Genomic DNA, 26,052 nt, shown 5'->3' on the forward strand with positions numbered 1-26,052 from the left:
GCGGCCGACCGCCTACTGATTTCATCCTGTTCCTATCCTGCGAGTAACTCCCATGGATCTGCATCTGCGTGGCAAGCGCGTCCTGATCACGGGCGCGTCCAAGGGCATCGGCGCAGCCGCTGCCGAGGCGTTCGCCGAGGAAGGCTGCCATCTCCTCCTCGCTGCCCGCAGCGGCGATCAGCTCAAGGTGCTGACCGAGCGCTTGCGCTCCGCGCACCAGATCGATGCAACGGCGAGCGTCGTGGATTTGCGCAAGGCCGAGGACGTCGCGCGCCTCGCCAAGGAAGCCGCCGACATCGACATCGTCGTCAACAATGCCGGCGACATTCCCGGCGGCTCCATCGACAAGATCGACGAGGCGACCTGGCGGCACGCCTGGGAGCTGAAAGTGTTCGGCTACATCAACCTCACGCGCATGATCTATGCGCAGATGAAGGCGAAGGGCGGCGGCGTGATCGTCAACGACATCGGCGCGGCCGGCGAGAAGTTCGACGCCAACTACATCTGCGGCAGCGCCGGCAATGCCGCGCTGATGGCTTTCACGCGCGCGCTCGGAGGCAAGAGCCTTGCCGACAACATCCGCGTGGTCGGCATCAATCCCGGCCCAGTCGGCACCGACCGTCACGTGACGCTGCTGAAGACGCGGGCAAAGCACCAGTTCGATGACGAGAACCTCTACAAGGAATTCCAGAGGAGCCTTCCGCTCGGCAGGCCTGCGCATGCGCGCGAGATCGGTGACCTCATGGCGTTCCTGGCGTCGGATCGCTCCGGCTATACGTCGGGCGTGATTTATACGGTGGATGGCGGCATCAGCGCGGGGTGGGGTTAACTCCATCCTCGTCATTGCGAGCCAACGGGTCCGCGCAAAAGCGCGGCCCGATGACAGGCTCCGCGAAGATTCCATGGGGAGTGGATAGCGACCAGGTCTGAGGCCAGACTGAGGTTGCTGAACCCCTCAACCTGGAGACGACGATGTTGCTCGATCATCCTTCCGACGGACCGACCGCTATCCGGACGCAGTTTGGCGCAATTTTTGTGTCTTTGGAACTGAGCCGTTCGACGTGGGTGATTACGTCACTTTCGCCTGGTACGGGCGAGAAGATGTCCAGGCACAGCGTCACGGCCGGCGATACGGCTGAGCTGATGAAGCTGTTTGCGGAACTCAGGCGCAAGGCGGAGGCCAGGACCCGCGAGAGCTATCCGATCATCACGATCCAGGAAGCTGGGCTGGACGGGTTCTGGCTGCACCGTGTTCTGCAACAGAACGGCATTGAGAGCCACGTGGTCGATCCCGCCTCGATTGCGACGTCGCGACGGCGGCGGCGGGCCAAGACTGACAGGCTCGATGGCGAGGCGCTGTTGCGGGCGCTTCTGGCCTACAAGCGCGGCGAGCCGCGGGTCTGTGCGATGGTGGTTGCGCCCTCGCCTGAAGAGGAGGACCGGCGCAGGCTGTGTCGCGAACGAGCGACGCTGATCGCCGAGCGCATCACGCATGTGAACCGGATCAAGGGTCTTCTGTTCGCGCAGGGGATATCCGACTACGTGCCGCTGCGGCGCAATCGGCGGGCGCGGCTTGAGGCCTTGCGCACGGGCGACGGGCGGGAGCTGCCTTCGCATTTGAAGGCGCAGATCGGCCGCGAGCTCGATCGGGTCGAACTGCTTCTGGAACAGATCAAGGCGGTCGAGGCCGCGCGAGATGCTCTGCTGGCCGCAGCCCGGAAGCCTGCAGACAAGAACGCTGCAGACAAGGTCGCGCCGGATCCGGTGGCGATGCTGCTGGCCTTGAAAGGGCTCGGCGCCAACTTTGCGGCCGTGCTCTGGTCGGAGGCGTTCTACCGGCAGTTCTCCAACCGCCGCCAGGTCGCCGCCTATGCGGGGCTTGCGGCGACGCCGTGGCAAAGCGGAGGCATCCGGCACGAGCAGGGCGTGTCGAAGGCCGGCAATCCCAGGCTGCGGACCACAATGATCCAGCTCGCCTGGCTGTGGATACGTCACCAGCCGCAGTCGGCCCTGACGCGCTGGTTCAAGGAGCGAAGCCCGCAAGGCCGCAAGCGCGCGATCGTGGCGCTGGCGCGCAAGCTTCTCGTGACCTTGTGGAAGTATGTCACCGCGGGCGAGACCATCGAGGGGGCCGTGATGAAGCCCGCCGCCTGATCCGGACCGCACCAAGCGGCGTGCTTCGCCGCCCGCGCGCAACGAAAGAACCATAACCCATCTGCCGAGGCCCGATCAGTCTCGGAAGATCCGGGTGGACGAACCGATGGATTGCATGGCTTCAAACGCCGCAACGAAGAATGGCCTCGTCCTCTCGAGCCTGCCCGCCGCAAGCGGAATCGTGGTGCAGTCGCCTTGTGCGACGACCGAATGTGAGTTTGATCTGGCAAGCAACCCAGATCGTCGAACCGGCTCGACCCTTGGATCGCAAATGCGAGGATGGCAGATGCCCTGACAGAACCGCCAACGCGAGGAGCTCCTATCGGCCCAACGCACCAAGCATGATGGCGTGCTCGCTCAACTCAAGGCCAAGCCGCTTCGCGGCGGCCCTAACAGGCCGGCCTTGACTTGATCTGCGCGCGCCATCCTGCAGAACCCGCGGTCGGGACGAAGAGGTGGCTGCAGTCGAACAAAAAGGTGACTGCTCATCCTTGACATACACATTCCCCATGTGAGCAATCCAGACCGCCGCCGCGGTAACAGGCTAGTACCCACTTTTCTTGGATTGTGAGTCGTGATTCAAGATATGGATGATCCCCGAAGCAAAAGAAGTCCACCTTTCGCGGAAAGATCGCAAGGTGCTTGAGGCGTGTTGTCGCTCGCCGGTGACGTTGCAGCGCGATTTGAAGCGAGCGCGGATCGTTCTGTTGGCGGCGGATGGGCGCAGCACCCGCTCGATCGCCAAAGAAGTCGGAGTCCAGCCGCGGATTGTCAGCCTTTGGCGGCACCGCTATGCCGATCATGGCCTTGAAGGGCTGCAAGACAAGCCGCGGCCCGGCAAGCAGCCGATCTATACGAAGGTCACCGACAAGCGGATTCTGAAGCTGCTGGATAAGCCGGCCCCGCAAGGGTTTGCGCGCTGGACCGGCCCTCTGCTGGCCGAGGCGCTCGGCGATGTTGACGTCCAATATGTTTGGCGGTTCCTGCGCAGCCACAAGATTGACCTCGCGGCTCGCAAGTCTTGGTGCGAGAGCAACGACCCGAACTTTACGGCCAAAGCCGCCGATGTTGTCGGCCTCTACGTCGCCCCGCCCGCGAAGGCCATTGTGCTATGCGTGGACGAGAAGCCCTCGATCCAGGCCTTGGAGCGAGCGCAGGGTTACCTGAAGTTGCCCAATGGCCGCGCCTTGACCGGCCAGAGCCACGATTACAAGCGGCATGGCACGACAACGCTGTTTGCGGCGCTTGAAGTCGCCACCGGAAAGATCATCGCGACGCATTCAAAACGCCGTCGCCGCGTCGAGTTTCTCGACTTCATGAACAGTGTCGCCGCGGCCTTTCCGGGCCGAAAGCTTCACGTCATCCTCGACAACCTCAACACCCACAAGAAGAACGAGCCCTGGCTCAAGGCCCACCCCAACGTGCAATTTCACTTCACGCCGACAAGCGCGTCCTGGCTCAATCAGGTCGAGGTCTGGTTCTCGATCTTGCAGGGGCAGTCACTTAGCGGCACCTCCTTCACAAGCCTCAACCAGCTTCAGGAACACATCGATGCCTACGTCAACGCCTACAACGACAAAGCCGAGCCCTTCATCTGGACCAAGAAAAAGGTCTGTCAACGCCGTTTCAAAGGCCGCCGTATCACTCAGCTCTGATTCCGAATACTAGATTGCTTCGCTGCGCTCGCAATGACGACACCAGGAATAAGCATAGGAGTAAAATAATTGTCTCAAGACCTGATCCGCGAAACTGCCTGCACCATCGTCGACAAGCTTCGCTCCGGCGACGTCACGCCGCTCGAGCTGCTGGATGTGCTGGAGAAGCGCATCGCCGAGGTCGACGGCAACGTGAATGCGCTGCCGACGCTGTGCTTCGACCGCGCGCGCACCAACGCCAAGGCGCTGATGCAGAAGCCAGCCGGCGCGCGCGGCCTGCTCGCCGGCCTGCCGGTGCCGATCAAGGACCTCTCCGACGTGGCCGGCGTGTTGAACACGCAGGGCTCGCCAATCTTCAAGGACAACGTGCCCGCGCGTTCCGACCTCATGGTCGAGAACCTCGAGGCCAACGGTGCAGTCGTCTACGCCAAATCCAACACGCCGGAATTCGGCGCCGGGGCCAACACCTTCAACGAGGTGTTCGGCGCGACCCTCAATCCCTGGGACACATCGAAATCGGCAGCAGGCTCCTCCGGCGGCGCGGCGGTCGCGCTCGCCACCGGGATGGCCTGGCTGGCGCAAGGCTCCGACATGGGCGGCAGCTTGCGCAGCCCGGCGAGCTTCTGCGGCATCGTCGGCATGCGCCCGAGCATCGGCCGCGTCGCACACACGCCGAAATCAGCCGTGGACCGCAATCTCGGCGTCCAAGGGCCAATGGCGCGCAACGTCGAGGACCTCGCGCTGCTGCTCGACGCCATGAGCGGCGACTACGCGGCCGATCCGCTGTCGCTGCCGGCGCCGGCGACCTCGTTCCTGTCGGCAGCGCAGTCCGCGAAGAAGCCGAAACGCATCGCCTATTCGCCCGATCTCGGCATCACGCCCGTCGATCCCGAGGTCAAGGCGATCACGCGCAAGGCGGCGGAACGCTTTGCCGAAGCCGGCGTGATCGTCGAAGAGGCGCATCCGGACTGGCGCGAGGCGCATGAATGCTTCCACGTGCTGCGCGCCTTTGACTTTGCGATCAGCAAGGCGCAATTGCTGCGGACCAAGCGCGACCTGCTCAAGCCCGAGGTGATCTGGAACATCGAGGAAGGCCTCAAGCTCACCATCGAGAAGCTCGAGCGCGCCGAGGCGCAGCGCGTCGGGATGACCGCGCGCGCGGTCGAGTTTTTCAAGACCTACGATCTCCTGCTGGTGCCGACGACGATCGTGCCGCCGTTCCCGATCGAGAACCGATACGTCGCCGAATGCGCCGGCAAGAGGTTCGACAATTACGTCGAATGGCTCGGCATCGTCTACGCCATCACCCTCGCCTGTTGCCCGTCGCTATCGCTGCCCTGCGGCTTCACCGCCTCGGGCCTGCCGGTCGGCATGCAGGTGGTCGGCGCTCCGCGCGCTGACGCGCAGGTGATCGCGGGTGCAAAAGTGCTGGAGGATATTCTAGGCCTGCGCGAGACCACGCCGATCGATCCGCGGGTGAAGAAGTAAAGCGAGTTGCGCGCCGTACGCTCGGCGCGCTCCCTCGCCCCGTTCTTACGGGGCCGGGACGAGCTTCGCTCGCCCTGAGAGGGCTGGGGTGAGGCGCTGCCTCCACAAAAACGGTAACAGTTGCACTCGCGGAGAGCCCCCTCACTCGGATCGCATCTGACGATGCGATCCGACCTCTCCCCGCAAGCGGGGCGAGGTGAAGCAGCCGTCACCGCCCGCTCGTCGCCTCAAGGCTCCTGCTGTAGCGCGACATCGCGAAGCAGAAGACAAAGTAGATCGCGGCGACGAAGATGTAGACCTCGACCGAAAACTGCTGCCAGGCGGGGTCGATGATCGCGGTCTTGGCGGTGGTGAGCAGGTCGAAGATGCCGATGATCAGGACAAGGCTGGTGTCCTTGAAGAAGGCGATGAAGGTGTTGACCAGCGGCGGTATGACGTGCCGGATCGCCTGCGGCAGAACGATCAGCCGGTTTTTGCGCCAATAGGACAGGCCGAGGGCGTCGGCGGCCTCATATTGTCCGCGCGGCACGGCCTGGAGGCCGCCGCGGATGACCTCGGCAAGATAGGCCCCGGCGAAGAGGATGATCGCGATCTGCGCCCGCAGCAGCTTGTCGATGTTGAAGCCGCTGGGCATGAACAGCGGAAACATCACGCTCGCCATGAACAGCAGGCTGACCAGAGGCACGCCCCGGATCAGCTCTACATAGAGCACCGAGAGCGAACGGATCGCCGGCAGCTTCGAGCGCCGGCCGAGCGCGACGAGAATCCCCAGCGGAAAGCCGAAGGCGAGACCAAAGGTGGCGAGGATCAGCGTCACCGGCAATCCACCCCAACGATCCTGCGAAACGAACGACAAGCCGAGCACGCCGCCCCACATCAGCACGCTGATCAGGCCAAGCACGGCGATCCAGAGATAGACGAGTTCGCGACGCCATAGGGCGCGGCGGGAAGACAGATAGAACAGCGCGATGAACAGCAGGACCGACAACGCCGGCCGCCACTGCTCGTCGAACGGATAGATGCCGAACAGGATGAAGCGGTATTTTTCGGGGATGATCGCCCAGCAGGCGCCGAAGCCACGCACCGCACGGCAGGCGCTGGAGTCGTTTGCCGGTGTGAGCCACACCGCATTCGCGAGGCCCCATTGCACGAAACTGAAAACGCCCTTGCCGAGCACCGCCAGCAGCACGACCGTGAGGATGCCATTCGGGATCGATGAGAACAGGTTCGTACGCAGCCAGCGCAGCACCGGGTTGCCCATTTGAGGACGGCGCGCGGCGCGCGGCACTTCCGGACTATCAGTGATCGCCGTCATGCTCAGCGCTCCACCAGCGCGATGCGCGCATTGTACCAGTTCATGAAGAAGCTGATGCTGAGGCTGATCGTCAAAAATACCGCCATGATCAGCGCGATCGCCTCGATCGCCTGTCCGGTCTGATTCAGCGTGGTGTTGGCGATCGAGACGACGTCCTGGTAGCCGATCGCCACCGCGAGCGAGGAGTTCTTGGTGAGATTGAGATATTGGCTGGTCATCGGCGGCACGATCACACGCAGCGCCTGTGGCAAAATGATCTGCCGCAGCATGAAGCTGCGCCGCAGGCCCAGCGCATTAGCTGCATCCCACTGGCCGCTCGGCACGGACTGGATGCCGCTGCGCACGATCTCGGCGATGAAGGCCGACGTGTAGGTCACGAGCGCAATCAGCAGCGCAAAATATTCCGGCGCAAGCGTCAGACCGTCGACGAAGTTGAAGCCGCGCAGTTCAGGCCACGCAACGGTCCACGAAACACCCAGCCACCACGACAGTAATGCCGGAAGCACAAAAATGAGAACAGCCGCATAAGGCCACGCCGGCCGCGGCTGCCCATCGCGCATCTGCTGCGAAACCAGATATCGCTGCACGGCATAGAACACAATCATGCCCAGCACCGCCGCGCCGAGCACCCAGATCTGTGGCGTATCGATCGGGATCGACGGCACGATCAAGCCACGATTTGACAGGAACACGCCGTCGATCGGCCGCCACGCTGCGCGCGCGGCCGGCAAGGCCTGCATCAGCACGTACCAAAACAGGAGCTGGAGCAGCAGCGGGATGTCGCGCAGCGTTTCGACATAAACGGCGGCGAGCCGGGAAAGCAACCAATTGGCCGACAGCCGCGAGATGCCGATCAGCGTGCCCAAAACAGTCGCGAGCACGATACCGATCACGGCGACGCGCAGGGTGTTGGCGATGCCGACGACGAAGGCCCAGAGGTAGCTGTCTCTCGGATTGTAGGAAAGAAGGCTGTCGGCGATGGGCATGCCGGCCTCGCGGCCGAGAAAGGCAAAGCCGGTCGTGATGCGGCGGGCCGACAGATTGGTGACGGTGTTGGACCAGAGGAAGCCGATGACGGCGACCGCGATCCCAACCACCAGAACCTGCCAGAACAGGCCTTTCAGCTCGCGGCTTCCGAGTGCGACCGAGAAACGGCGGCGCGGCGGCGGTCTGGGATTATCCATGGTCACAGCACAAAAATCCTCGTCGAGAGCAGCGATTTCCGGCGGCGCGCGTCAACTGTTGCACCGATCTTTCGTTCGTGCAACAAATGTTTCATGGCCGAGCCCGCGAAATCCTCGCCGCTGAGCGAACTGCGCATTGCATTGCCATCGCTCCCCCTGCGGTTGCAGGAGGTCGGACGTTTCGTCGCGGCTAATGATTACGACGCCACCACGCGTTCGATGCGCGATCTCGCCGCAGAAGCCGGCGCCGATCCCGCCGCGTTCACGCGGCTTGCGAAAGCGATCGGCTATTCCGGCTGGGACGAATTGCGCACGGCGCTGACGGAGGCGCGGCGGCCGTCGCAGATATCGCCCTTCTCCGGCCGGGCCAAAAACCGCCGCCATGGTCCGAACGCCGATGTCACGCTCGTCACCGACAAGCTCGAGGCCGAGGCTGCCGGCCTTCCGCGCATCCCGGCGCAACCGATTGCGGAGGCGGCCGGCGCGCTGCACGACGCAAAGCGGATCTGGATCACGGGCTACCGAAGCTGCCGCAGCGTCGCGGAGCTGCTGAACTACGAGCTGCGGCTGTTCCGTCCTGAACAGGTGCAGCTCGTTGGCACGTCCGGCCCTGACGATCTCGACCTCGGCGCGTTCCGTCCCGGGGAAGCCGTTATCGTCATCGGCTTCATGCCCTATACGCGCGCGAGCGTCCGCGTCGCACAGGCCGCCTACCGCGCCGGTGCAACGTTGATCGCGATCGCGGACAGCGTGACGGCGCCGATGGCCGAGGGCGCCGACCATGTGCTGCTGTTCGAAGCGGCCGCCTCCCCCGGCTTCTTCCCGAGTCTCACCGGTGCCATCGCAATCGCGCAGTCTCTGGCCGCGGTGACGTTCTCGCTCGGCGGCACGCCAGCGAAGAAGCGCCTTCAGGATACCGAGGCGCGGCTCGCTGCAGCCTCCACTTACGTTTCAGAGAAAGGTTGACCCATGGCCGCTCGCACCAGCCGCGTGCTGCACCGCTCGTTGCGCGAAACGCCGCCCAAGGCGATCGGCGGCGAAGGCGTCTATCTTTTCGCCGAGGACGGACGCCGCGTGATCGACGCGTCCGGCGGCGCGGCGGTCTCCTGCCTCGGCCACCAGCACCCGCGCGTGATCGCGGCGATGGCGAAGCAAGCCTCGACGCTGGCCTATGCGCACACGGCTTTCTTCTCGTCCGAGCCGGCGGAAGCGCTCGCCGACACGCTGGTCGGGCATGAGCCCGGCGGTCTCGCCTACGCCTATTTCGTCAGCGGCGGATCGGAGGCGATCGAGGCCAGCATCAAGCTGGCGCGGCAATATTTCATCGAGCACGGCGAGCCGCAGCGGCAGCATTTCATCGCGCGGCGGCAGAGCTATCACGGCAATACGCTCGGCGCGCTCGCGGCCGGCGGCAATGCCTGGCGGCGCGCGCCTTATGCGCCACTGCTCTCCGCGGCCTTCAGCCATGTGACGCCCGCCTTTGCCTATCACGAGAAGCGCGACGGCGAGTCGGATGCGCAGTTCGTGGCGCGGCTTGCCGCCGAGTTGGAAGCCGAATTTCAGCGGCTCGGCCCCAACACCGTCGCGGCGTTCCTCGCCGAACCCGTCGTCGGCGCCACCGCCGGTGCCGTAACGGCGCCGGACGGCTACTTCAAAAGGGTCCGCGAAATCTGCGACCGGCACGGTGCCCTGCTCATCCTCGACGAGGTCATGTGCGGCATGGGCCGCACCGGCACCACCCATGCCTGGGAGCAAGAGGGCGTCGCGCCCGATATCCAGGCGATCGCAAAAGGCCTTGGCGGCGGCTACCAGCCGATCGGCGCGATGCTTGCGAGCGGCAAGATCATCGATACCATTCGTGCCGGCTCAGGCGCATTTCAGCATGGCCACACTTATCTGGCGCATCCACTCGCCTGCGCGGCCGCGCTCGCGGTGCAAGACGTGATCCACGAGGATGGCCTGCTCGATCAGGTCAAGCAGCGCGGCCGGCAGCTCGAGCAGCGCCTCACCGAGCGCTTCGGCAATCACCGCCATGTCGGCGATATCAGGGGACGCGGATTGTTCTGGGCGATCGAGCTCGTTGCGGATCGCGCAACGCGCAAGTCGTTCGATCCGGCGCTCAAGCTCAACCAGAAGATCAAGGCGGAGGCCTTTGCCAACGGACTCGGCTGCTATCCCGGCGGCGGCACCGTGGATGGCGTCCGCGGCGACCATGTGCTGCTGGCGCCGCCCTATATCGCGTCGGCTGACGAGATCGACCTGATCGTCAACAAGCTCGGCACGGCCGTCGACAACGTGTTGCATAGTGTCAATCACTGAGGGGAGACTAGCATGATGAGGAAAGTGGTTATTGCGGCAGGTGTGCTCGCGGCATCGACGGTTATTGCGTCGGCGGCGACGCTCGACACGGTGAAGAGCCGTGGCACGCTGGTGTGCGGCGTCAGCGCCGGCTTTGCCGGCTTCTCCGCGCCGGATTCGCAAGGCAATTACAAGGGCCTCGACGTCGACTATTGCCGCGCGCTCGCAGCCGGCGTGCTCGGCGATCCGAGCAAGGTACGCTACGTCTCGCTGACCGCACAGAACCGCTTCACTGCGCTGCAATCCGGCGAGATCGACGTGCTCTACCGCAACTCAACGCAGACCTATCTGCGCGGTGTGACGCTCGGCTTGCGGCAGGGCCCGATCAACTTCTACGACGGCCAGGGTTTTGTGGTGAAGAAGGACCTTGGCGTGAAGGAGATCAAGGACCTCAAGGGCGCCACCGTCTGCGTTGCGCAGGGCACCACGCATGAGGTCACGCTCGGCGACTACGGCCGCGCCAACGGCATCGATTGGAAGCCTTTGGTGTTCGACCGCGTCGACACGATGTACCAGACCTTCTTCGGCGGCCGCTGCGATGCGATGACCCAGGACGCTTCCGCACTCGCCGGCGCCGTGACGACCGCAGCACCCAATCCGGTCGACTACGTCGTGCTGCCGCAGACCATCAGCAAGGAACCGCTCGGGCCCTTCACCCGCAACGGCGACGAAGTCTGGAGCGACATCATCACCTGGCTGCATTACGGCCTGATCGAGTCCGAGGAGCTGGGAGTCTCGCAGGCCAATGTCGACGAGATGGCGAAGTCGCAGACGCCTGCGATCCAGCGCCTGCTCGGCGCCTCCGGCGATCTCGGGTCGCGGCTTGGGCTGGACAACAAATGGCTGGTCACGGCGATCAAGGCCGGCGGCAATTATGGCGAGATCTATGAGCGCAATGTCGGCAAGGCGAGCCCGCTGAAGTTGGAGCGTGGGCTCAATGGCCTCTGGAGCAAGGGCGGCTTGATGTACGCGGTGCCGTTCAAGTAAAGAGCCCCTCACGCCTACCCTCTCCCCGTAAGAACGGGGAGAGGGAGAAAAAGATACGATGCGCATCGCCCTGATCCACGCCCTCAAGCATTCCATCGCACCGATTGAAGCCGCATTCGCGCAGCTCTGGCCGGATGCAACGCTGATGAACCTGCTCGATGACAGCCTGTCGGCGGATCTAGCGCGCGACGGCAAGCTCAACGGCGCCATGACCGAGCGCTTCCTCGCGCTCGGCGACTATGCGGCGGCAACGGGGGCGGACGCGATCCTGTTCACCTGTTCGGCCTTCGGTCCCTGCATCGAGGCGGTGGCGCGCGCGCATGCGCCGATGCCGGTGCTCAAGCCGAACGAGGCCATGATTGAGCAGGCGGTGACGATGGGCCAGCGCATCGGCCTGCTCTCGACGTTTCCGCCGACCCTGGTCTCGATGCCGCCAGAGTTTCCCGCCTCCGTCGAGGTCGTGCCGAAGCTGGCCGAGAGTGCGCTGACCGCGCTCGACCGCGGCGACCGCGCCGAGCACGATCGGCTGATTGTGGCAGCCTCGCGGAGTTTACGCGATTGCGATGTGATCGCGCTGGCGCAGTTCAGCATCGCGGCAACGGCGCCGCTGGTCGCGGAAGCTACCGGCCGCCCCATCGTGACCACACCGGACAGCGCGGTGCAAAAGCTGATGAAGCTGCTCGCGGCGAAAGCCTAAGCGCCTGGCTTCGCCCTGCGGCGCGCGTCCTTGATCGCAGCCGCGAGCGCCGTCTTCGTCTCGTTCACGAAATCCTCGACCAGATCCTCGCGTGTCGCATGGGCCGCCTCGCCCGTGAACAGCCCCTGCTCAGCCAGCATCACCACGCCGTGCAGCGCCGCCCAGATCTTGAGCGCTTGCCGCTCGCGCAAGTAACCAACCGCCGGCGCTTCCAGCGCTTCGATCACGAGCGCAAAAGTCTCGCGCGTCGCCTCGTGCAAATCGCTGCCTTTGGCCGCGCACGACACCGTGCGCGAGGCGAACATCAAGCGGTAGATGCCATTGCGGCGCAGGCCGAATTCGAGGGTTGCCTGTGCCAGCCGCGATAGTTTCGACTGCTTCGACGGCTTCGCCATCGCCGCCCGCAAGATTGCGCTGAGCTGCCGGAACGCCTCTGCCGTCACCGCCGCAAGCAGCGCTTCCCGATCGGAAAAATGCCGGTATGGCGCGGGCTGCGAGACGCCGAGCTGCTTTGCAAGCGCCTTGATGCTGATCGCCTCCGCTCCGCCCTGCTCGGCCTCGCGCAACGCGGCCTTGATCAGGGCGTCGCGGAGATCGCCGTGGTGGTAGGTATTCTGCGGCTTGCGGGCAAGTTGTGAGCGCATGTTGTTCCAAGCCTATAAGTTTGCGCTTGACAGGGGAAGCCCGCCGCGAATGTAATAGGCTATAACTTAAACTGCGGTGGATGCCGCGGATAAAATTTGAGATGAGGAACGCGCGTCCCTTCGGGCCTGCGCGCACACGACCGAGGAAGCCGCGATGACAGAGCGACTGAGGGTTCGCGTCGATCCCGACAAGTGCCAGGGCCACGCGCGCTGCAAGGCGCTCGCGCCGGAGCTGTTCGAGCTCGACGAATACGGCAACGCCCATGAGGCCGGGGACGGCATGGTTCCGCCGGGCCTCGAAGACAAAGCCCGGCTTGCCAAATCCAACTGTCCGGAAATCGCAATCGATGTGATCGAGGAGTAGCGCGGCTTTCGCCCGCTTGCGTGCCTTCAGCGAACACGAGCCCCGAGGGATTCCCGAGATGTCCGACGTCAGCCAGCCCGCCGCCCATCCGCCCGTGACCGACTGGGTCAACGATTTCGACCACACCGATCCGCAATGGACGGAAGATCCGTTCCCGATTTGGGATGAGCTGCGGGCCGCAAGCCCGGTCGTGCACACCGATCGCTTTCTCGGCTGCTACATGCCGACGACCTATGACGCCGTGCGCGAGATCGCCAACGACAGCGAGCATTTCTCCTCGCGCCGCATCATCGTCCGCGACGTCCGGCCCGAGATTTCCAGGAACGCGGCCCCGCCGATCACCTCCGATCCGCCCGTGCATAAGCCGGCTAAGCAATTGCTGCTGCCGCCCTTCACCCCGGATGCGATGAAGAAGCTCGAGCCGCGGATGCGCGCGATCTGTAATGAGCTGATCGACGGGTTCATCGCCGACGGCAGGGTCGATGCCGCGGCGCGCTACAGCAAGTACATTCCGGTTCAGGCGATCGCCCACATGCTCGGCATTCCCGAGAGCGACAGCGACCTCTTCATCAACTGGATCCACATGATCCTGGAGCTCGGCATCAAGGACGAGAACATGCTGCTCCAGGCCGTGCACGAGATGAGCGCTTACTTCAGCGCCCACATCGAGGAGCGCAAGAAGAAGCCGACCGACGATCTCATCTCTTATCTGATGAACGCCCGGGACAAGGAGGGCCAGCCGCTGGAGGATTCCCATGTGCTGGGCTCGCTGCGGCTGCTGTTGATCGCTGGCATCGACACCACCTGGAGCGCCATCGGCTCCTCGCTCTGGCACCTCGCCAGGACACCCGCCGACCGCGAGCGGCTGATCGCCGAGCCCGATCTGATCCCGACCGCGGTGGAAGAGCTGCTGCGCGCCTATTCGCCGGTGACGATGGCCCGCGAAGTGGTCGGGGAGACCACGATTTCAGGCTGCCCGGTCAAGCCGGGCAACATGGTGCTGTTGTCGTTCCCGGCCGCCAACCGCGATCCAAAAATGTTTCCGGATGCTGACAAGGTCGTGATCGACCGCCGCGAGAACCGCCACGCTGCCTTCGGACTCGGCATCCACCGCTGCATCGGTTCCAATCTGGCGCGGATGGAGATGCAAGTTGCGCTGGAGGAATGGCTGAAGCGGATTCCGGACTTCCGCCTCGATCCCGCAGGCACCGTGACCTGGTCCCAGGGAACCGTCAGAGGCCCGCGTCAGTTGCCATTTCTGCTCGAAAAGGCGATGTAGGCCTCCCGAACTAACGGAGCGAGAGGCCGGACGTGACAGAGCAAGCAATCAAACCGGCCTCCGAGCATTTCGACGTCGCCGACGCAGAGCGGCGGATCAAGGCGATCTTCATCGGCTCGATCGGCAATCTCGTCGAATGGTATGATTTCTACGCCTATACGGCGTTCGCACTCTACTTCGCGCCGGCCTTCTTTCCCGGCAACGACCCCGTCGTCCAGCAATTGAACGTCGCCGTCGTGTTCGCGGCGACCTTCCTGATGCGCCCGCTCGGCGGCTGGTTCTTCGGCTTTCTCGCCGATCATTACGGGCGGCGGATCTCACTGACGCTATCGGTCGTCTTCATGTGCTTCGGCTCGCTGATCATCGCGCTGACGCCGACCTATGCCACGATCGGCTTCGCCGCGCCGGTGATCCTGGCGCTGGCACGCATCATCGAAGGCCTGAGCCTCGGCGGCGAGTACGGCGCCAGCGCCACATATCTCAGCGAAGTCGCCGACCCCAAGCACCGCGGGTTCTATTCGAGCTTTCAGTACGTCACGTTGATCGGCGGCCAGCTCACCGCGATCATCGTGCTGCTGCTCCTGCAAAAGGTCTTCCTTACGCCGGAGGAACTGAGGGCCTGGGGCTGGCGGATTCCGTTCGCGATCGGTGCCATGCTCGCGATCTTTGCCGCGGTGATGCGGCGCGGCTTGCATGAAACAGAGGCCTTCGAGGAAGCCAGGAAGGTGGTGAAGCCGACCGGCTCGATCACCAACCTGCTGAAATATCCGAAGGAGCTGCTGCTGGTGGTCGGCCTGACCGCGGGCGGCACTGCGGCGTTCTACACCTTCACCACCTACATGCAGACCTTCGTCAAGCTTTCGGTCGGGTTGACCGAGGACCAGACCACCTTCGTGATCTTCGGCACGCTGATCTTCGCGACCATCCTGCAACCGATCTATGGCGCGATCTCCGACAGGATCGGGCGCAAGCCGCTGCTGATCTTCTTCGGCGTCGCCGGCACGCTCGCGACCGTGCCGCTGCTGATGACGCTGAAGGAGACCAAGTCGCCGTTCATGGCGTTCATCCTGATCTGCTGCGCCTGGCTGTTCGTGGCCGGCTACACCTCGATCAATGCGGTGGTGAAGGCCGAGCTGTTCCCGACCAATGTCCGCGCGCTGGGCGTCGGCCTGCCCTATGCGATCACGGTCTCGATCTTCGGCGGCACCGCGCCGGCGATCGCGCTCTATTTCAAGAGCATCGGGCATGAAGAGTGGTTCTACTACTATCTCGCCGGCGTGATCTGCCTGTCGCTGATCATCTATTCTACCATGCGCGACACCAAGCATGCTTCCGCGATGCATCGCCACGAGTAAGCCATGGCCGACGACAACGAGCCTCTGTCCGACAGCAAGCTGACGCGCACCAAGGAGAAGTGGGCGCGCGAAGGCCGTTTCCTCACGGGCCGGATCACGCGTCCTGAAGACCAGCGGCTGCCGCCCGGCCAGCACCTTACCAAGGATTGGCCGGTACTGGATCTCGGAGTCATGCCTCCGGTTTCGCGTGAACGTTGGCGGCTCGACGTCTACGGCGCAATCGAGAACCCCGTGTTCTGGACGTTTGCGGAGTTCAGCGCGCAAAAGCAGGCGCAGTTCACCTCCGACATCCACTGCGTCACGACCTGGTCGCGCTACGACAATCAGTGGGAGGGGCTGGCAACACGCGAGCTGCTCGCCGCCTGCTGGCCGCGCGACGATGCGCGCTTCGTTGTGCTACATTCCCATGACGGCTACACCACCAACCTCGCGCTGGACGATTTTGCCGCCGAGGACGCACTGCTCGCCCATAGCTGGTCGGGTCAGCCGCTGTCGGACGAGCATGGCGGTCCGGTGCGGCTCGTCGTGCCGCATCTGTATTTCTGGAAGAGCGCCAAATGGCTCCAGGCCATCGAATTTTTGACCGAGGACGCCCCGGGCTTCTGGGAAGTCCGCGGCTACCATAACCGCGGCGATCCCTGGGTCGAACAACGCTACTCCGAGGACTAGCACCCACTTTTCTTGGATCGTGAGTCGTGATTCAAGATATGGATGATCCCCGAAGCAAGAGAAGTCCACCTTTCGAAGCAAGAGAAGTCCACCTTTCGCGGAAAGATCGCAAGGTGCTTGAGGCGTGTTGTCGCTCGCCGGTGACGTTGCAGCGCGATGTGAAGCGAGCGCGGATCGTTCTGTTGGCGGCGGATGGGCGCAGCACCCGCTCGATCGCCAAAGAAGTCGGAGTCCAGCCGCGGATTGTCAGCCTTTGGCGGCACCGCTATGCCGATCATGGCCTTGAAGGGCTGCAAGACAAGCCGCGGCCCGGCAAGCAGCCGATCTATACGAAGGTCACCGACAAGCGGATTCTGAAGCTGCTGGATAAGCCGGCCCCGCAAGGGTTTGCGCGCTGGACCGGCCCTCTGCTGGCCGAGGCGCTCGGCGATGTTGACGTCCAATATGTTTGGCGGTTCCTGCGCAGCCACAAGATTGACCTCGCGGCTCGCAAGTCTTGGTGCGAGAGCAACGACCCGAACTTTACGGCCAAAGCCGCCGATGTTGTCGGCCTCTACGTCGCCCCGCCCGCGAAGGCCATTGTGCTATGCGTGGACGAGAAGCCCTCGATCCAGGCCTTGGAGCGAGCGCAGGGTTACCTGAAGTTGCCCAATGGCCGCGCCTTGACCGGCCAAAGCCACGATTACAAGCGGCATGGCACGACAACGCTGTTTGCGGCGCTTGAAGTCGCCACCGGAAAGATCATTGCGACGCATTCAAAACGCCGTCGCCGCGTCGAGTTTCTCGACTTCATGAACAGTGTCGCCGCGGCCTTTCCGGGCCGAAAGCTTCACGTCATCCTCGACAACCTCAACACCCACAAGAAGAACGAGCCCTGGCTCAAGGCCCACCCCAACGTGCAATTTCACTTCACGCCGACAAGCGCGTCCTGGCTCAATCAGGTCGAGGTCTGGTTCTCGATCTTGCAGGGGCAGTCACTTAGCGGCACCTCCTTCACAAGCCTCAGCCAGCTTCAGGAACACATCGATGCCTACGTCAACGCCTACAACGACAAAGCCGAGCCCTTCGTCTGGACCAAGAAAAAGGTCCGTCAACGCCGTTTCAAAGGCCGCCGTATCACTCAGCTCTGATTCCGAGTACTAGAGTTCAGACTAAACACGGGGGAAGCCCATGCCGACGGAACGCTTTCAATTTACGGGCGAAGGCGGCCACCAGCTTTCGGCCGCGCTGGAATTGCCGGACGGCGAGCCCGCGGCCTACGCGCTGTTCGCGCATTGCTTCACCTGCGGCAAGGACACGCTGGCGGCCAAGCGCATCTCGGTCGCACTCGCCGCCAAGGGCATCGCTGTGCTGCGCTTCGACTTCACCGGGCTCGGCTCCAGCGAAGGCGATTTCGCCAATTCGACGTTCTCCTCCAATGTCTCCGATCTCGTGCGCGCGGCCGACCATCTGCGTGCGACGCGCAGGGCGCCGTCGATCCTGATCGGCCACAGCCTCGGCGGCGCCGCGATCGTGGCGGCAGCCGGAAAGATTCCAGAAGCCAAGGCGGTCGTGACCATCGCGGCGCCGTCCGATCCCGCCCACGTGACCGGCTTGTTCAGTGAGCACATCGACAATATCCGCGCACAAGGCGAAGTCGAGGTGTCGCTTGCGGGGCGCCCGTTCCGGATCGGGCGCGAATTCCTCGACGACATCGTCGAGCATGAACTGATGAAGGACGTCACCGGCCTGCACAAGGCACTACTGGTAATGCATTCGCCGGTCGACAACACCGTCGGCGTCGACAACGCGACCAAGATCTTCGTCTCGGCGAAGCACCCCAAGAGCTTCGTCTCGCTCGACCACGCCGATCATCTCCTGACCAAGCCAGCCGACGCGCTCTATGCGGCAGACGTGATCGCTGCCTGGGCGAGCCGATACGTCGACGCCGCGAAACCTGCGAAGACGATCGATCTCCCCGAGGCGCCGCGTCAGGTCGTGGTGCGGGAAACACGCAAGAGCAAGTTCAACCAGATCATCAGCGTCGGCCCGCATCGCCTCGTGGCGGACGAGCCGGTCGCCGCCGGCGGCGAGGATGCCGGACCTGGACCTTATGATTTCCTGCTCGCCGGCTTAGGTGCCTGCACCTCCATGACCATGCGTCTCTATGCCGACCGCAAGTCGCTGCCGCTCGACCGCGTCACCGTCACGTTGAAACACTCCAAGATCTACGCAAAAGACTGCGCAGAATGCGAGACGCGCGAGGGCATGCTCGATCAGATCGAGCGTGACATTACGATGGAAGGTGCGCTCGACTCCGAGCAGCGCAAGAAGCTGATGGAGATCGCCGACAAATGTCCGGTGCACCGGACGCTGACTTCGGATATCCGCATCGTGACGAAGGCCGTGAGCTAGCCCGACCGCTCTAGAAGCAGGACGCCATCGTCCGCACGGCCGCGCTGATCTCGTTCTCGCGCCACGCCGCAAAGCCGAGCAGCAGGCCGTGATCGCGCGGCTTTCCGAGGGACAGGCTCGACAAGGCCCGCGTTTCAACCCCCGCAGCGACCAACCGCTTCACCGCTGCCTGATCAGCCGTGCCGCGCTTGAGGCGCGCGACGAGCTGGATACCGCCCGAGGGCACCTCGACCGAGAGCACCTCGCCCAGATAGCGTTGCAGACTGTCGACGAGGTGATCGCGGCGCGCGTGATAGAGCCGGCGCATCCGACGAAGATGCGCGAGGAAATGGCCGTCAGTGATAAACTCCGCCAGCGCCTCCTGGACGTGACTGGCGGCGATGAGTCCGATGTGCCGCTGCGCGATCTCCAAGGTGCTGACCAGCGCCGGTGGCGCGACGAGATAGCCGAGCCGGATATCCGACGTCATCGCCTTCGAGAAGGTGCCGACATAGAACACGCGGCCATGGGCGTCGAGCCCCTGCAAGGCCGGCACCGGCCGGCTGTCGTAATGAAACTCGCCGTCGTAATCGTCCTCGACGATCCAGGTCTTGCCGGGCCGGCTCAGGTTGAGAAATTCGGTGCGGCGGGCCAGTGACATCAACCGTCCGGTCGGGTGCTGGTGCGATGGCGTCATGAAGATCAGCGTTGGGGCCGCCAGTCCCGGCACGCGCTGCATGCCTTGCTCGTCCAGGCCGACGCCGACCACGCGCGCGCCGGAGGCGCGGAGGGCAGCCGCCGCCCCAGGATAGCCGGGATCCTCGACCCAGACATCGTCGCCGGGCGTGATGACTGTGGCCGCAATCAAGGTCAGCGCGGCCTGCGCGCTCGGCAGGATCATGATCTGGTCTGCCGTGGCGCGGACGCCCCTATTGCTCGCGAGATATTGCGCCAGCGCCTCGCGCAGGCGTGGCCGGTTGACCGGCCCGAGTTCGCGCTTGCCCGCACGCACGGCACTGCGGCGCAGGCAGCGGGCCCAGGCCTCGTTTGGAAACTCCCTGAAATCACCATGGCCCGGACGCAAGGGACGCATCAGTGCCAGATAGGACATCGGCCAATCCGTCTGCTTGAGCTTCGTGGCCCAAGGGGAGAGCCGTGGCTTGCTACGCCGCAGGCGCGACGTGGCGGCGCCTGCTCCGTCCGTGCGCTCGCCACCGTCGGCCGTCACCACCGGGCGCCGTCCGTGCGACGTCGCGAGATATCCCTCAGCGGCGAGCTGCTCGAACGCGTAGGTGATGGTGTTGCGCGAGACGCCGAGATCGGTCGCAAGCTGTCGACTCGACGGCAGCGCGCGTCCCTTGTCGATGCGACCGCTGGCGATCAGGCCCTTGAGCTGGCTCGTCAGCTGAGCGACCAGCCCTTCGTCGCCCGATCGCCTCAGCTCGATCAATCCGGCGAGCATCGCTTTTGAAACTGGCACCTTATTCCTTCTCGATCTGGCACTTTTTCAGGTGCCAATCGAGATGCTATCCACCGGGCCGGACTGCTTCAAGGACCTTTCGATGAATTCCCCTTTGTCACCCCGCGCGGCCGTCGGCCTGTTTCTCATCGTCGTTTTGGCTTGGGGCGTGAACTGGTCGGTGACAAAACAGCTGGTGCAGTTCCTCCCGCCGCTATGGACCGCAGCGATCAGGAGCTGGATCGCGCTCGTCGGCCTCGCCGCAATCCTCGGGGTGAGCAACAATCTGGTGATCCCGGAGCGGCGCGACGTCCCGGTGATCCTGAGCGTTGCGCTGCTGCACATGACGTTGTTCTCGACGCTGGTCGCGGCGGGCCTGCGCTTCCTGCCCGCGAGCAAGGGTATCGTGCTGGGCTACACCACGCCGCTCTGGGTCGCGCTCGCCGCACCCTTGCTCGGAAAGGACACATTGACCGCACCAAAACTCGCCGGCGCGTTGCTGGGGCTGATCGGCCTCGCCGTGATCCTGAACCCGACATCGATCGACTGGACCAATGTCAACGTCCTGCTCGGCGCCGGCATGGTCATTCTGGCCGCGATCTGCTGGGCCGCGAACATTATCTATATTCGCGAGCATCGCTGGAACGCGTCCCCGCTTCAGCTCCTGATCTGGCAGGTTCTGGTGGCAACGGTGGTGCTGTCCGTGATGGCAATGATCGTCGACGGTCTGCCGCACGTAGAATGGTCGTGGAGGCTCGCGCTGCTATTCCTCTATTCGGGTCTGATCGGAACGGCGCTCGCCTACTGGGCCATGTCGATGGTCAACAAGAGCATCTCGGCCCTGACGACATCGCTCGGCACCACCGGGACCCCGATCGTCGGCATCGCCAGCGCCGCGATCCTGCTGGGTGAGCCCATCGACATAAGTTTGGCTATCGCGGCTGCACTGATCGTCGCCGGCATCGGCGTCGCCACACTCGTGGACCGTCCGTTGCGCGCTCAGGCCGCGGCCAGAGGCTGAACGCGCAGCACGCCGCGCAGACCTGCTGTCGTGCCGAGCAGGATGCCGGCGATCGCAATGATCGAGCCCAGCGCGAGCGTCGACAGACCGGTGAGCCCCTGCCCAACCGAGCAACCGAACGCCATCACGCCGCCGATGCCCATCAGCGCGGCCCCACCCGCCGAGCGCAGCATGTGGCGGGGCGAGGAATAGCCCTCCAGATGGAAACGGCCCGTTGCGATTGCTGCGACTAGACTTCCAACGAAGACGCCGGCAACCGTCGCGATGCCAAAGTTGAGCGTCAGACCGGTCGAGAGCATGGCGTATTGCAGCGCATCGGCGATCGGCGCGATAAAGGTGAGCGAGGTCACCGGGACCGGGTTGAAATCGTCGGCGCCGAAATAGCCGGTGACGAACCAGCCGCCGGCGACGAGGAGACCAACGAGAACGCCGGCTGCGATCTGGCCCGGCGAGCGGCGGAATGCAGGATGCGCGAACGCAAACTGGATCAGCGCAACGACGATCGCGGCGGCAGCCAGCGCGCGCGAGAAAGCTTCGCCGGGACCGAGTGCTGCCAGCAGCGACGGCAGCGAATTCGCGCTGACGGTGGTTTGCGAGACTTGAACCAGCGCAATGCGGGCGGGCGCGATCAGACCTTTGAGCGTCATCTGCGCGGCAATGGCGAGCACGATCACGACGACGAAGGAGCGGAGATTGCCGCGGCCGAGCAGTACCAGCGCGCGAGAGCCGCAGCCGTTCGACAGCACCATGCCGTAGCCGAACAGCAGGCCGCCGAAGAACAGCACTGGCGCCGAGAAGGTAGGTTGCAGGTAAATCGACTTACCGAGATCGACCGTGCCGCTGCCGGCGAGGAACTGGCTCGCCGCAATCGCGACGGCGATCGCCAGCGCATAGGTCCGCACCAGCCGGCCGTCCCCCTCGGCGAGAAAGCCGCGCATGCTGCTCATCAGGCAGAAGCCGCTGAGCAGGCCGACGGCGCCGTAGACGAGCCCGATCGCGAGGCCGGCGAGGATGACGAGCTGAGCGGACGACTCCATGATTACGGCTTCAGGATCACGCGATCGCGCGACGAACCGGCGACCGCAACATATGCCTCCTTGGCGCGCTCCAGCGGATAGATCGCATTCGTCTTGATCGGAAAAGGCTTCAGATACCGGCTCGCAAAGCCGGGCCCGAGCTCGCGCAGCACCGCGCCCGTCGCCGCCGACGGCAGGCCGAGCGTGTCGATGCCGACGTAAGTGTGCTGCCCCCGATAGAATTCGAGGATGTTGAACTGCACGATGCGGTCGATCGCGGCGATCAGGATTTGGCGGCCGCGTAAGCCCAGCGACTTGTGCGCGGCCTGGAAATAGGGGTCGCCAACGGTGTTGAAGACGATGTCGGCCCCTTTGCCGCCGGTCACTTCGCACACGCGCGTGGCGACATCGGTGGCGGACGCGTCGATCACCTCGATGGGCGCATTGCTGTGGCCTTCATAGGTTTCCGCCTTGCGGACCACGCCGATGACACGCGCGCCCTGCCAGGTCGCGATCTGCACCGCCGCCTGGCCGACCTTGCCGTTGACGCCCATCACCAGCACGGTCTCAGCCCGCCTCGGCAGGCCCGCGCGCCGGAAACCTTCCATGGCGGTGACGAAGGGAACGCCGATGCCGGCGGCCTCCTCCCAGGAGACGCTCTTCGGCTTCTCCACCACCGCATCGGCCTCGACCACGAGATGGGTGGCGTGCGTGCCGTCGCGGCGAATGCCGAGATCGCCCGAGGAGCCGAACACTTCGCGGCCGACCATGCCGGCCGGCCCGTCGATCACCACGCCGGCGTAGTCGCGGCCCGGCGTGCGGGGGAATACGGCATAAGGCATCAGGCCGGTCGCCGCCTTGACGTCGGACGGATTGACGGCCGCGGCCTTCACCTCGATCAGAACGTCGTTGACGCCGCGGGCGAGCGCATGACGCTCGACGACCGGCGCGAGCGCGGTCGCGTTCTCGGCCTTGGCATTGAAGCGCACGCAACGCGCCTCGACGGTCTTGGTATCGGCTACAGACATCGAATGGCCCACGATTTCTCGTCGGCCTTGTCCCCCTTACGGGAAGTCAAGTCAATCCTTCGGCCGCTTGTCGTAGAGCCGCCTGGCCTTGCCGAGCGAGCGCTCCAGCGTGGCCGGCGCAACCGCCTGCACCCTGGCGGTGATGCCGATGGTGTTCTTGATATGCGTGCTGACACGGTCCGCATGGTCGATGAGCCCCCGGCCGTCCCAGCTCTCGGGCCGCGCCTCCGCGATGATGGTCAATTCATCCATGCGGCCTTCACGCGTCAGTTCGAGGATGAAGTGGCCGCCGCACCAGTCTGTCGCGAGCAGCACCTCCTCGATTTGGGTCGGGAACAGGTTGACGCCGCGCAGGATGATCATGTCGTCCGAGCGCCCCGTCACCTTCTCCATGCGCCGCATGCCCGGCCGTGCCGTGCCCGGCAACAGCCGCGTCAGGTCGCGGGTGCGATAGCGGATCACCGGGAAGGCTTCCTTGGTAAGCGAGGTGAAGACCAGCTCGCCCTTCTCGCCGTCGGGCAGCACCGCGCCGGTCTCGGGGTCGATCACTTCCGGGTAAAAATGATCCTCCCAGATGTGCAGACCGTCCTTGGTCTCAATACACTCCTGCGCGACGCCCGGGCCGATCACTTCGGAGAGGCCATAGATGTCAGTCGCGTCCATGTCGAAGGCGTCCTCGATCTCGGCGCGCATGGCGTTGGTCCAGGGCTCGGCGCCAAATATGCCGACCTTGAGCGAGCATTGGCGCGGATCGAGCTTCTGGCGCTTGAACTCGTCGAGGATCGCCAGCATGTAGCTCGGCGTCACCGTGATGATGTCGGGACGAAAATCGTTGATGAGCTGAACCTGCCGCTCGGTCATGCCGCCCGAGATCGGCACCACCGTGCAGCCGAGCCTTTCCGCGCCGTAGTGCACGCCCAGCCCGCCGGTGAACAGGCCATAACCATAGGCATTGTGGATGATCATGCCGGTGCGGCCGCCGGCGGCACGGATCGAGCGCGCCATCACCTCCGACCAGGTGTCAATGTCGGCCTGCGTGTAGCCGACGACGATCGGCTTGCCCGTCGTGCCGGAGGAGGCATGCACGCGCACCAGCTTTTCACGGGGCACGGCGAACATGTTGAAAGGATAGTTGTCGCGCAGATCCGTCTTCACCGTGAAGGGAAATCTTGCGAGATCGGACAGCTCGCGAAAGCCGGACGGGTGCACGCCGGCCTGGTCGAAAGCTTTGCGATAATGCGCGACGTTGTCGTAGGCATGCTTCAGCGACCAGGCAAGGCGCTGGGTCTGGAGCGCCATGATCTCATCGCGCGACGCGCGCTCATGCGCATCCATCTCGGCACGATAGGCGGTGCCACCTTCCTTGCGCTTTGTTAGAACCATCCTCGTTTCCCCGCATCATCGGTTTGTTCTTTTTTATTGATCCTGCGTCGGCAGCCACGTGCCGGGAATGACACGCGAATGCCCACGGAATTCGGCTATGACCGTGTCGTCGGCGGTGACGCGCACGTCGTAGATGCCGGAGCGGCCGCTGCGCGTTACCTCGCGCGCTTTTGCTATGAGGCGATCGCCGAGCTTGCCCGGCTTGATAAAGGTGATCTGCCCCTGCGCTGCGACCACGCGCTCATTGTGCGAATTGCAGGCGAAAGCGAAGGCGGAATCGGCCAGCGTGAAGATGAAGCCGCCGTGGGCGATGCGCTGGCCGTTGACCATGTCGGACCGCACATTCATCGCCAGCGTCGCAAAGCCCGGGCCGATCTCGACGATCTCCATGCCGAGGCCTTTCGAGGCGCCATCCTCGGCCCACATCGCATCGGCGCAGGCGCGGGCAACATCCTGAGGCGACAAGGCGGCTTTGACGTTCACGCGCTTCTCCCGGCCGAATGTTTGCACATGATGTTCTGCTGGTTGTTTCAAGCTGTCAAACGTGGTCGTAGTCCACCACCACCCGCTCTGACGACGGCTTGGCCTGGCAGGTCAGCACAAATCCGGCCTTCAGCTCCCAGGGCTCCAGCGAGTAGTTGATATCCATCGGCGCTTCGCCCTCGACCAGCTTTGCGCGGCAGGTCGAGCACATGCCGCCCTTGCAGGCGAAGGGCAGATCGACCCCGGCGCGCAGCGCAGCATCGAGGATCGCCTCGTCCTCGGCGACGGGAACGTCGCGGCGCTTGCCGTCGATGATCAGGGACGCGATCGCTTTCGGGGGCTCATCTGGAGCAACGATCTTCTTCGGCCGCGGCTTGCCGCCGAACTCGGAAACGAAACGTTCCACGTGAATGCGATCTTCGCCGATGCCGATCTCGCGGCAGGTCGCCTCGATCTCCTCGCTCATGCCAAGGGGACCACAGATGAAGACATGATCGACGCTTGCGGCCGGCACCAGTGACCGCAGCAGCACCCTCACCTTGTCGCCGTCGAGCCGGCCATGCAGGATCGGGATGTCCTGCTCCTCGCCCGAGATGACGTGGAAGATCGCGAGGCGATCGATGAAGCGATCCTTCAGCTCCTCGAGCGCCTCGATGAACATGATATTGTCCGTCGCGCGGTTGCCATAGAACAGGAAGAACCGGCTCTCCGGCTCGCGCGCCAGCACGCCCTTCACGATCGACAGGATCGGCGTGATGCCGGAGCCCGCGGCGAAGCCGACATGGATACGCGCGGTATGGGCTGCCGGGACCACGCCAAAGCGACCCGTCGGCGTCATCACGTCGAGCTCGTCACCGCATTTCAGTTCGTCGGCTGCCCAACTCGAAAACGCGCCGCCGTCGACCTTCTTCACGGCGATGCGGAGTTCGTCATCGTCCGGCCCGGAGCAGATGGAATAGGAGCGTCGCACCTCCTCGCCGTCGAGCGTGGTGCGAAGCGTGAGGTATTGGCCTGGCGTAAAGCGATAGTCGTTGGCGAGATCGCATGGGATGGCGAACGTCATCGACACCGCGTCGGAGGCCTCGCGGCGGAGACCGTTGACGGCCAGGCGATGGAAGCGCGGTGCGGCTGCGGACATGG

Annotated in this window: 24 protein-coding genes; 15 read left to right on the top strand and 9 right to left on the bottom strand. The window is 64.2% G+C overall.

What is annotated here, in order from left to right:
* The first annotated feature begins 52 nt into the window (after positions 1-52).
* From IVB18_RS35195 to IVB18_RS35210, 4 genes are all read left to right on the top strand, one after another.
* Positions 53-829: an SDR family oxidoreductase gene (locus IVB18_RS35195; RefSeq protein WP_247984893.1), complete on the top strand. Its 777-nt coding sequence runs from the start codon at positions 53-55 to the stop codon at positions 827-829.
* Between the two features lie 143 nt (positions 830-972).
* Positions 973-2,154 (top strand): IS110 family transposase, encoded by a 1,182-nt coding sequence (locus IVB18_RS35200; RefSeq protein ID WP_247983422.1) that lies wholly within the window; start codon positions 973-975, stop codon positions 2,152-2,154.
* 590 nt (positions 2,155-2,744) lie between these two features.
* The gene (locus IVB18_RS35205; RefSeq protein ID WP_247984894.1) at positions 2,745-3,809 is read left to right on the top strand and encodes an IS630 family transposase; all 1,065 of its coding nucleotides are present in this window, start codon (positions 2,745-2,747) and stop codon (positions 3,807-3,809) included.
* 69 nt (positions 3,810-3,878) lie between these two features.
* Entirely contained in the window at positions 3,879-5,297 is a 1,419-nt protein-coding gene (locus tag IVB18_RS35210) for an amidase family protein (RefSeq protein ID WP_247984895.1), read from the top strand.
* 208 nt (positions 5,298-5,505) lie between these two features.
* On the opposite strand, the gene IVB18_RS35215 is transcribed toward IVB18_RS35210, so the two are convergent.
* Together IVB18_RS35215 and IVB18_RS35220 are read right to left on the bottom strand one after the other, a co-directional pair.
* On the bottom strand, positions 5,506-6,612 hold the full coding sequence (locus IVB18_RS35215; RefSeq protein WP_247984896.1) for an amino acid ABC transporter permease: 1,107 nt from the start codon (positions 6,610-6,612) through the stop codon (positions 5,506-5,508).
* Between the two features lie 2 nt (positions 6,613-6,614).
* On the bottom strand, positions 6,615-7,802 hold the full coding sequence (locus tag IVB18_RS35220) for an ABC transporter permease subunit (protein WP_346732573.1): 1,188 nt from the start codon (positions 7,800-7,802) through the stop codon (positions 6,615-6,617).
* Between the two features lie 87 nt (positions 7,803-7,889).
* Between IVB18_RS35220 and IVB18_RS35225 the strand changes: the two genes are divergently transcribed.
* From IVB18_RS35225 to IVB18_RS35240, 4 genes are read left to right on the top strand one after another with little or no spacing between them, the layout of a single operon-like run.
* On the top strand, positions 7,890-8,762 hold the full coding sequence (locus tag IVB18_RS35225) for a MurR/RpiR family transcriptional regulator (RefSeq protein WP_247984898.1): 873 nt from the start codon (positions 7,890-7,892) through the stop codon (positions 8,760-8,762).
* Positions 8,763-8,765: 3 nt separating this feature from the next.
* Entirely contained in the window at positions 8,766-10,115 is a 1,350-nt protein-coding gene (locus tag IVB18_RS35230; protein WP_247984899.1) for an aspartate aminotransferase family protein, read from the top strand.
* Between the two features lie 12 nt (positions 10,116-10,127).
* On the top strand, positions 10,128-11,141 hold the full coding sequence (locus IVB18_RS35235) for an amino acid ABC transporter substrate-binding protein (RefSeq protein ID WP_247984900.1): 1,014 nt from the start codon (positions 10,128-10,130) through the stop codon (positions 11,139-11,141).
* Positions 11,142-11,199: 58 nt separating this feature from the next.
* Entirely contained in the window at positions 11,200-11,838 is a 639-nt protein-coding gene (locus tag IVB18_RS35240) for an aspartate/glutamate racemase family protein (protein ID WP_247984901.1), read from the top strand.
* Here IVB18_RS35240 and IVB18_RS35245 read toward each other — a convergent pair.
* Positions 11,835-12,482, bottom strand: coding sequence for a TetR/AcrR family transcriptional regulator (locus IVB18_RS35245; RefSeq protein WP_247984902.1), 648 nt, complete (start codon positions 12,480-12,482; stop codon positions 11,835-11,837). The genes IVB18_RS35240 and IVB18_RS35245 overlap by 4 nt on opposite strands.
* Positions 12,483-12,636: 154 nt before the next feature.
* Here IVB18_RS35245 and IVB18_RS35250 point away from each other — a divergent pair, with 154 nt between their 5' ends.
* From IVB18_RS35250 to IVB18_RS35275, 6 genes are read left to right on the top strand one after another with little or no spacing between them, the layout of a single operon-like run.
* The gene (locus IVB18_RS35250) at positions 12,637-12,846 is read left to right on the top strand and encodes a ferredoxin (RefSeq protein WP_247984903.1); all 210 of its coding nucleotides are present in this window, start codon (positions 12,637-12,639) and stop codon (positions 12,844-12,846) included.
* A gap of 58 nt (positions 12,847-12,904) precedes the next feature.
* Entirely contained in the window at positions 12,905-14,125 is a 1,221-nt protein-coding gene (locus IVB18_RS35255) for a cytochrome P450 (RefSeq protein ID WP_247984904.1), read from the top strand.
* A 32-nt stretch (positions 14,126-14,157) separates the two neighbouring features.
* Entirely contained in the window at positions 14,158-15,480 is a 1,323-nt protein-coding gene (locus tag IVB18_RS35260; protein ID WP_247984905.1) for an MFS transporter, read from the top strand.
* A gap of 3 nt (positions 15,481-15,483) precedes the next feature.
* The gene (locus IVB18_RS35265) at positions 15,484-16,149 is read left to right on the top strand and encodes a sulfite oxidase-like oxidoreductase (protein WP_247984906.1); all 666 of its coding nucleotides are present in this window, start codon (positions 15,484-15,486) and stop codon (positions 16,147-16,149) included.
* 38 nt (positions 16,150-16,187) lie between these two features.
* A complete protein-coding gene (locus tag IVB18_RS35270) occupies positions 16,188-17,279 on the top strand; it encodes an IS630 family transposase (protein WP_247984907.1) in 1,092 nt (363 codons plus the stop codon).
* A 40-nt stretch (positions 17,280-17,319) separates the two neighbouring features.
* Positions 17,320-18,543, top strand: coding sequence for a bifunctional alpha/beta hydrolase/OsmC family protein (locus IVB18_RS35275; RefSeq protein WP_247984908.1), 1,224 nt, complete (start codon positions 17,320-17,322; stop codon positions 18,541-18,543).
* A gap of 10 nt (positions 18,544-18,553) precedes the next feature.
* On the opposite strand, the gene IVB18_RS35280 is transcribed toward IVB18_RS35275, so the two are convergent.
* A complete protein-coding gene (locus IVB18_RS35280; protein WP_247991802.1) occupies positions 18,554-19,984 on the bottom strand; it encodes a PLP-dependent aminotransferase family protein in 1,431 nt (476 codons plus the stop codon).
* Positions 19,985-20,084: 100 nt separating this feature from the next.
* Between IVB18_RS35280 and IVB18_RS35285 the strand changes: the two genes are divergently transcribed.
* Positions 20,085-21,002, top strand: coding sequence for a DMT family transporter (locus tag IVB18_RS35285; RefSeq protein WP_247984909.1), 918 nt, complete (start codon positions 20,085-20,087; stop codon positions 21,000-21,002).
* Here the strand turns inward: IVB18_RS35285 and IVB18_RS35290 are convergent.
* The 5 genes from IVB18_RS35290 to paaE are packed head-to-tail and all read right to left on the bottom strand — an operon-like array spanning position 20,981 to position 26,050.
* Positions 20,981-22,039 carry a YeeE/YedE family protein gene (locus tag IVB18_RS35290; protein ID WP_247984910.1) on the bottom strand — a complete coding sequence of 353 codons (1,059 nt, stop codon included), beginning with the start codon at positions 22,037-22,039 and terminating at the stop codon, positions 20,981-20,983. The genes IVB18_RS35285 and IVB18_RS35290 overlap by 22 nt on opposite strands.
* Before the next feature lie 2 nt (positions 22,040-22,041).
* Complete coding sequence (locus IVB18_RS35295; protein ID WP_247984911.1) at positions 22,042-23,046, bottom strand: zinc-binding alcohol dehydrogenase family protein; 1,005 nt, start codon at positions 23,044-23,046, stop codon at positions 22,042-22,044.
* Between the two features lie 51 nt (positions 23,047-23,097).
* Positions 23,098-24,429: a phenylacetate--CoA ligase PaaK gene (gene paaK, locus IVB18_RS35300; protein WP_247984912.1), complete on the bottom strand. Its 1,332-nt coding sequence runs from the start codon at positions 24,427-24,429 to the stop codon at positions 23,098-23,100.
* A 33-nt stretch (positions 24,430-24,462) separates the two neighbouring features.
* Positions 24,463-24,912, bottom strand: a complete 450-nt coding sequence (gene paaI, locus IVB18_RS35305; RefSeq protein WP_247984913.1) for a hydroxyphenylacetyl-CoA thioesterase PaaI — start codon at positions 24,910-24,912, stop codon at positions 24,463-24,465.
* 55 nt (positions 24,913-24,967) lie between these two features.
* Positions 24,968-26,050 carry a 1,2-phenylacetyl-CoA epoxidase subunit PaaE gene (gene paaE / locus IVB18_RS35310; RefSeq protein WP_247984914.1) on the bottom strand — a complete coding sequence of 361 codons (1,083 nt, stop codon included), beginning with the start codon at positions 26,048-26,050 and terminating at the stop codon, positions 24,968-24,970.
* Positions 26,051-26,052: the final 2 nt, after the last annotated feature.

Source organism: Bradyrhizobium sp. 186, assembly GCF_023101685.1.
Taxonomy (GTDB): Bacteria; Pseudomonadota; Alphaproteobacteria; order Rhizobiales; family Xanthobacteraceae; genus Bradyrhizobium.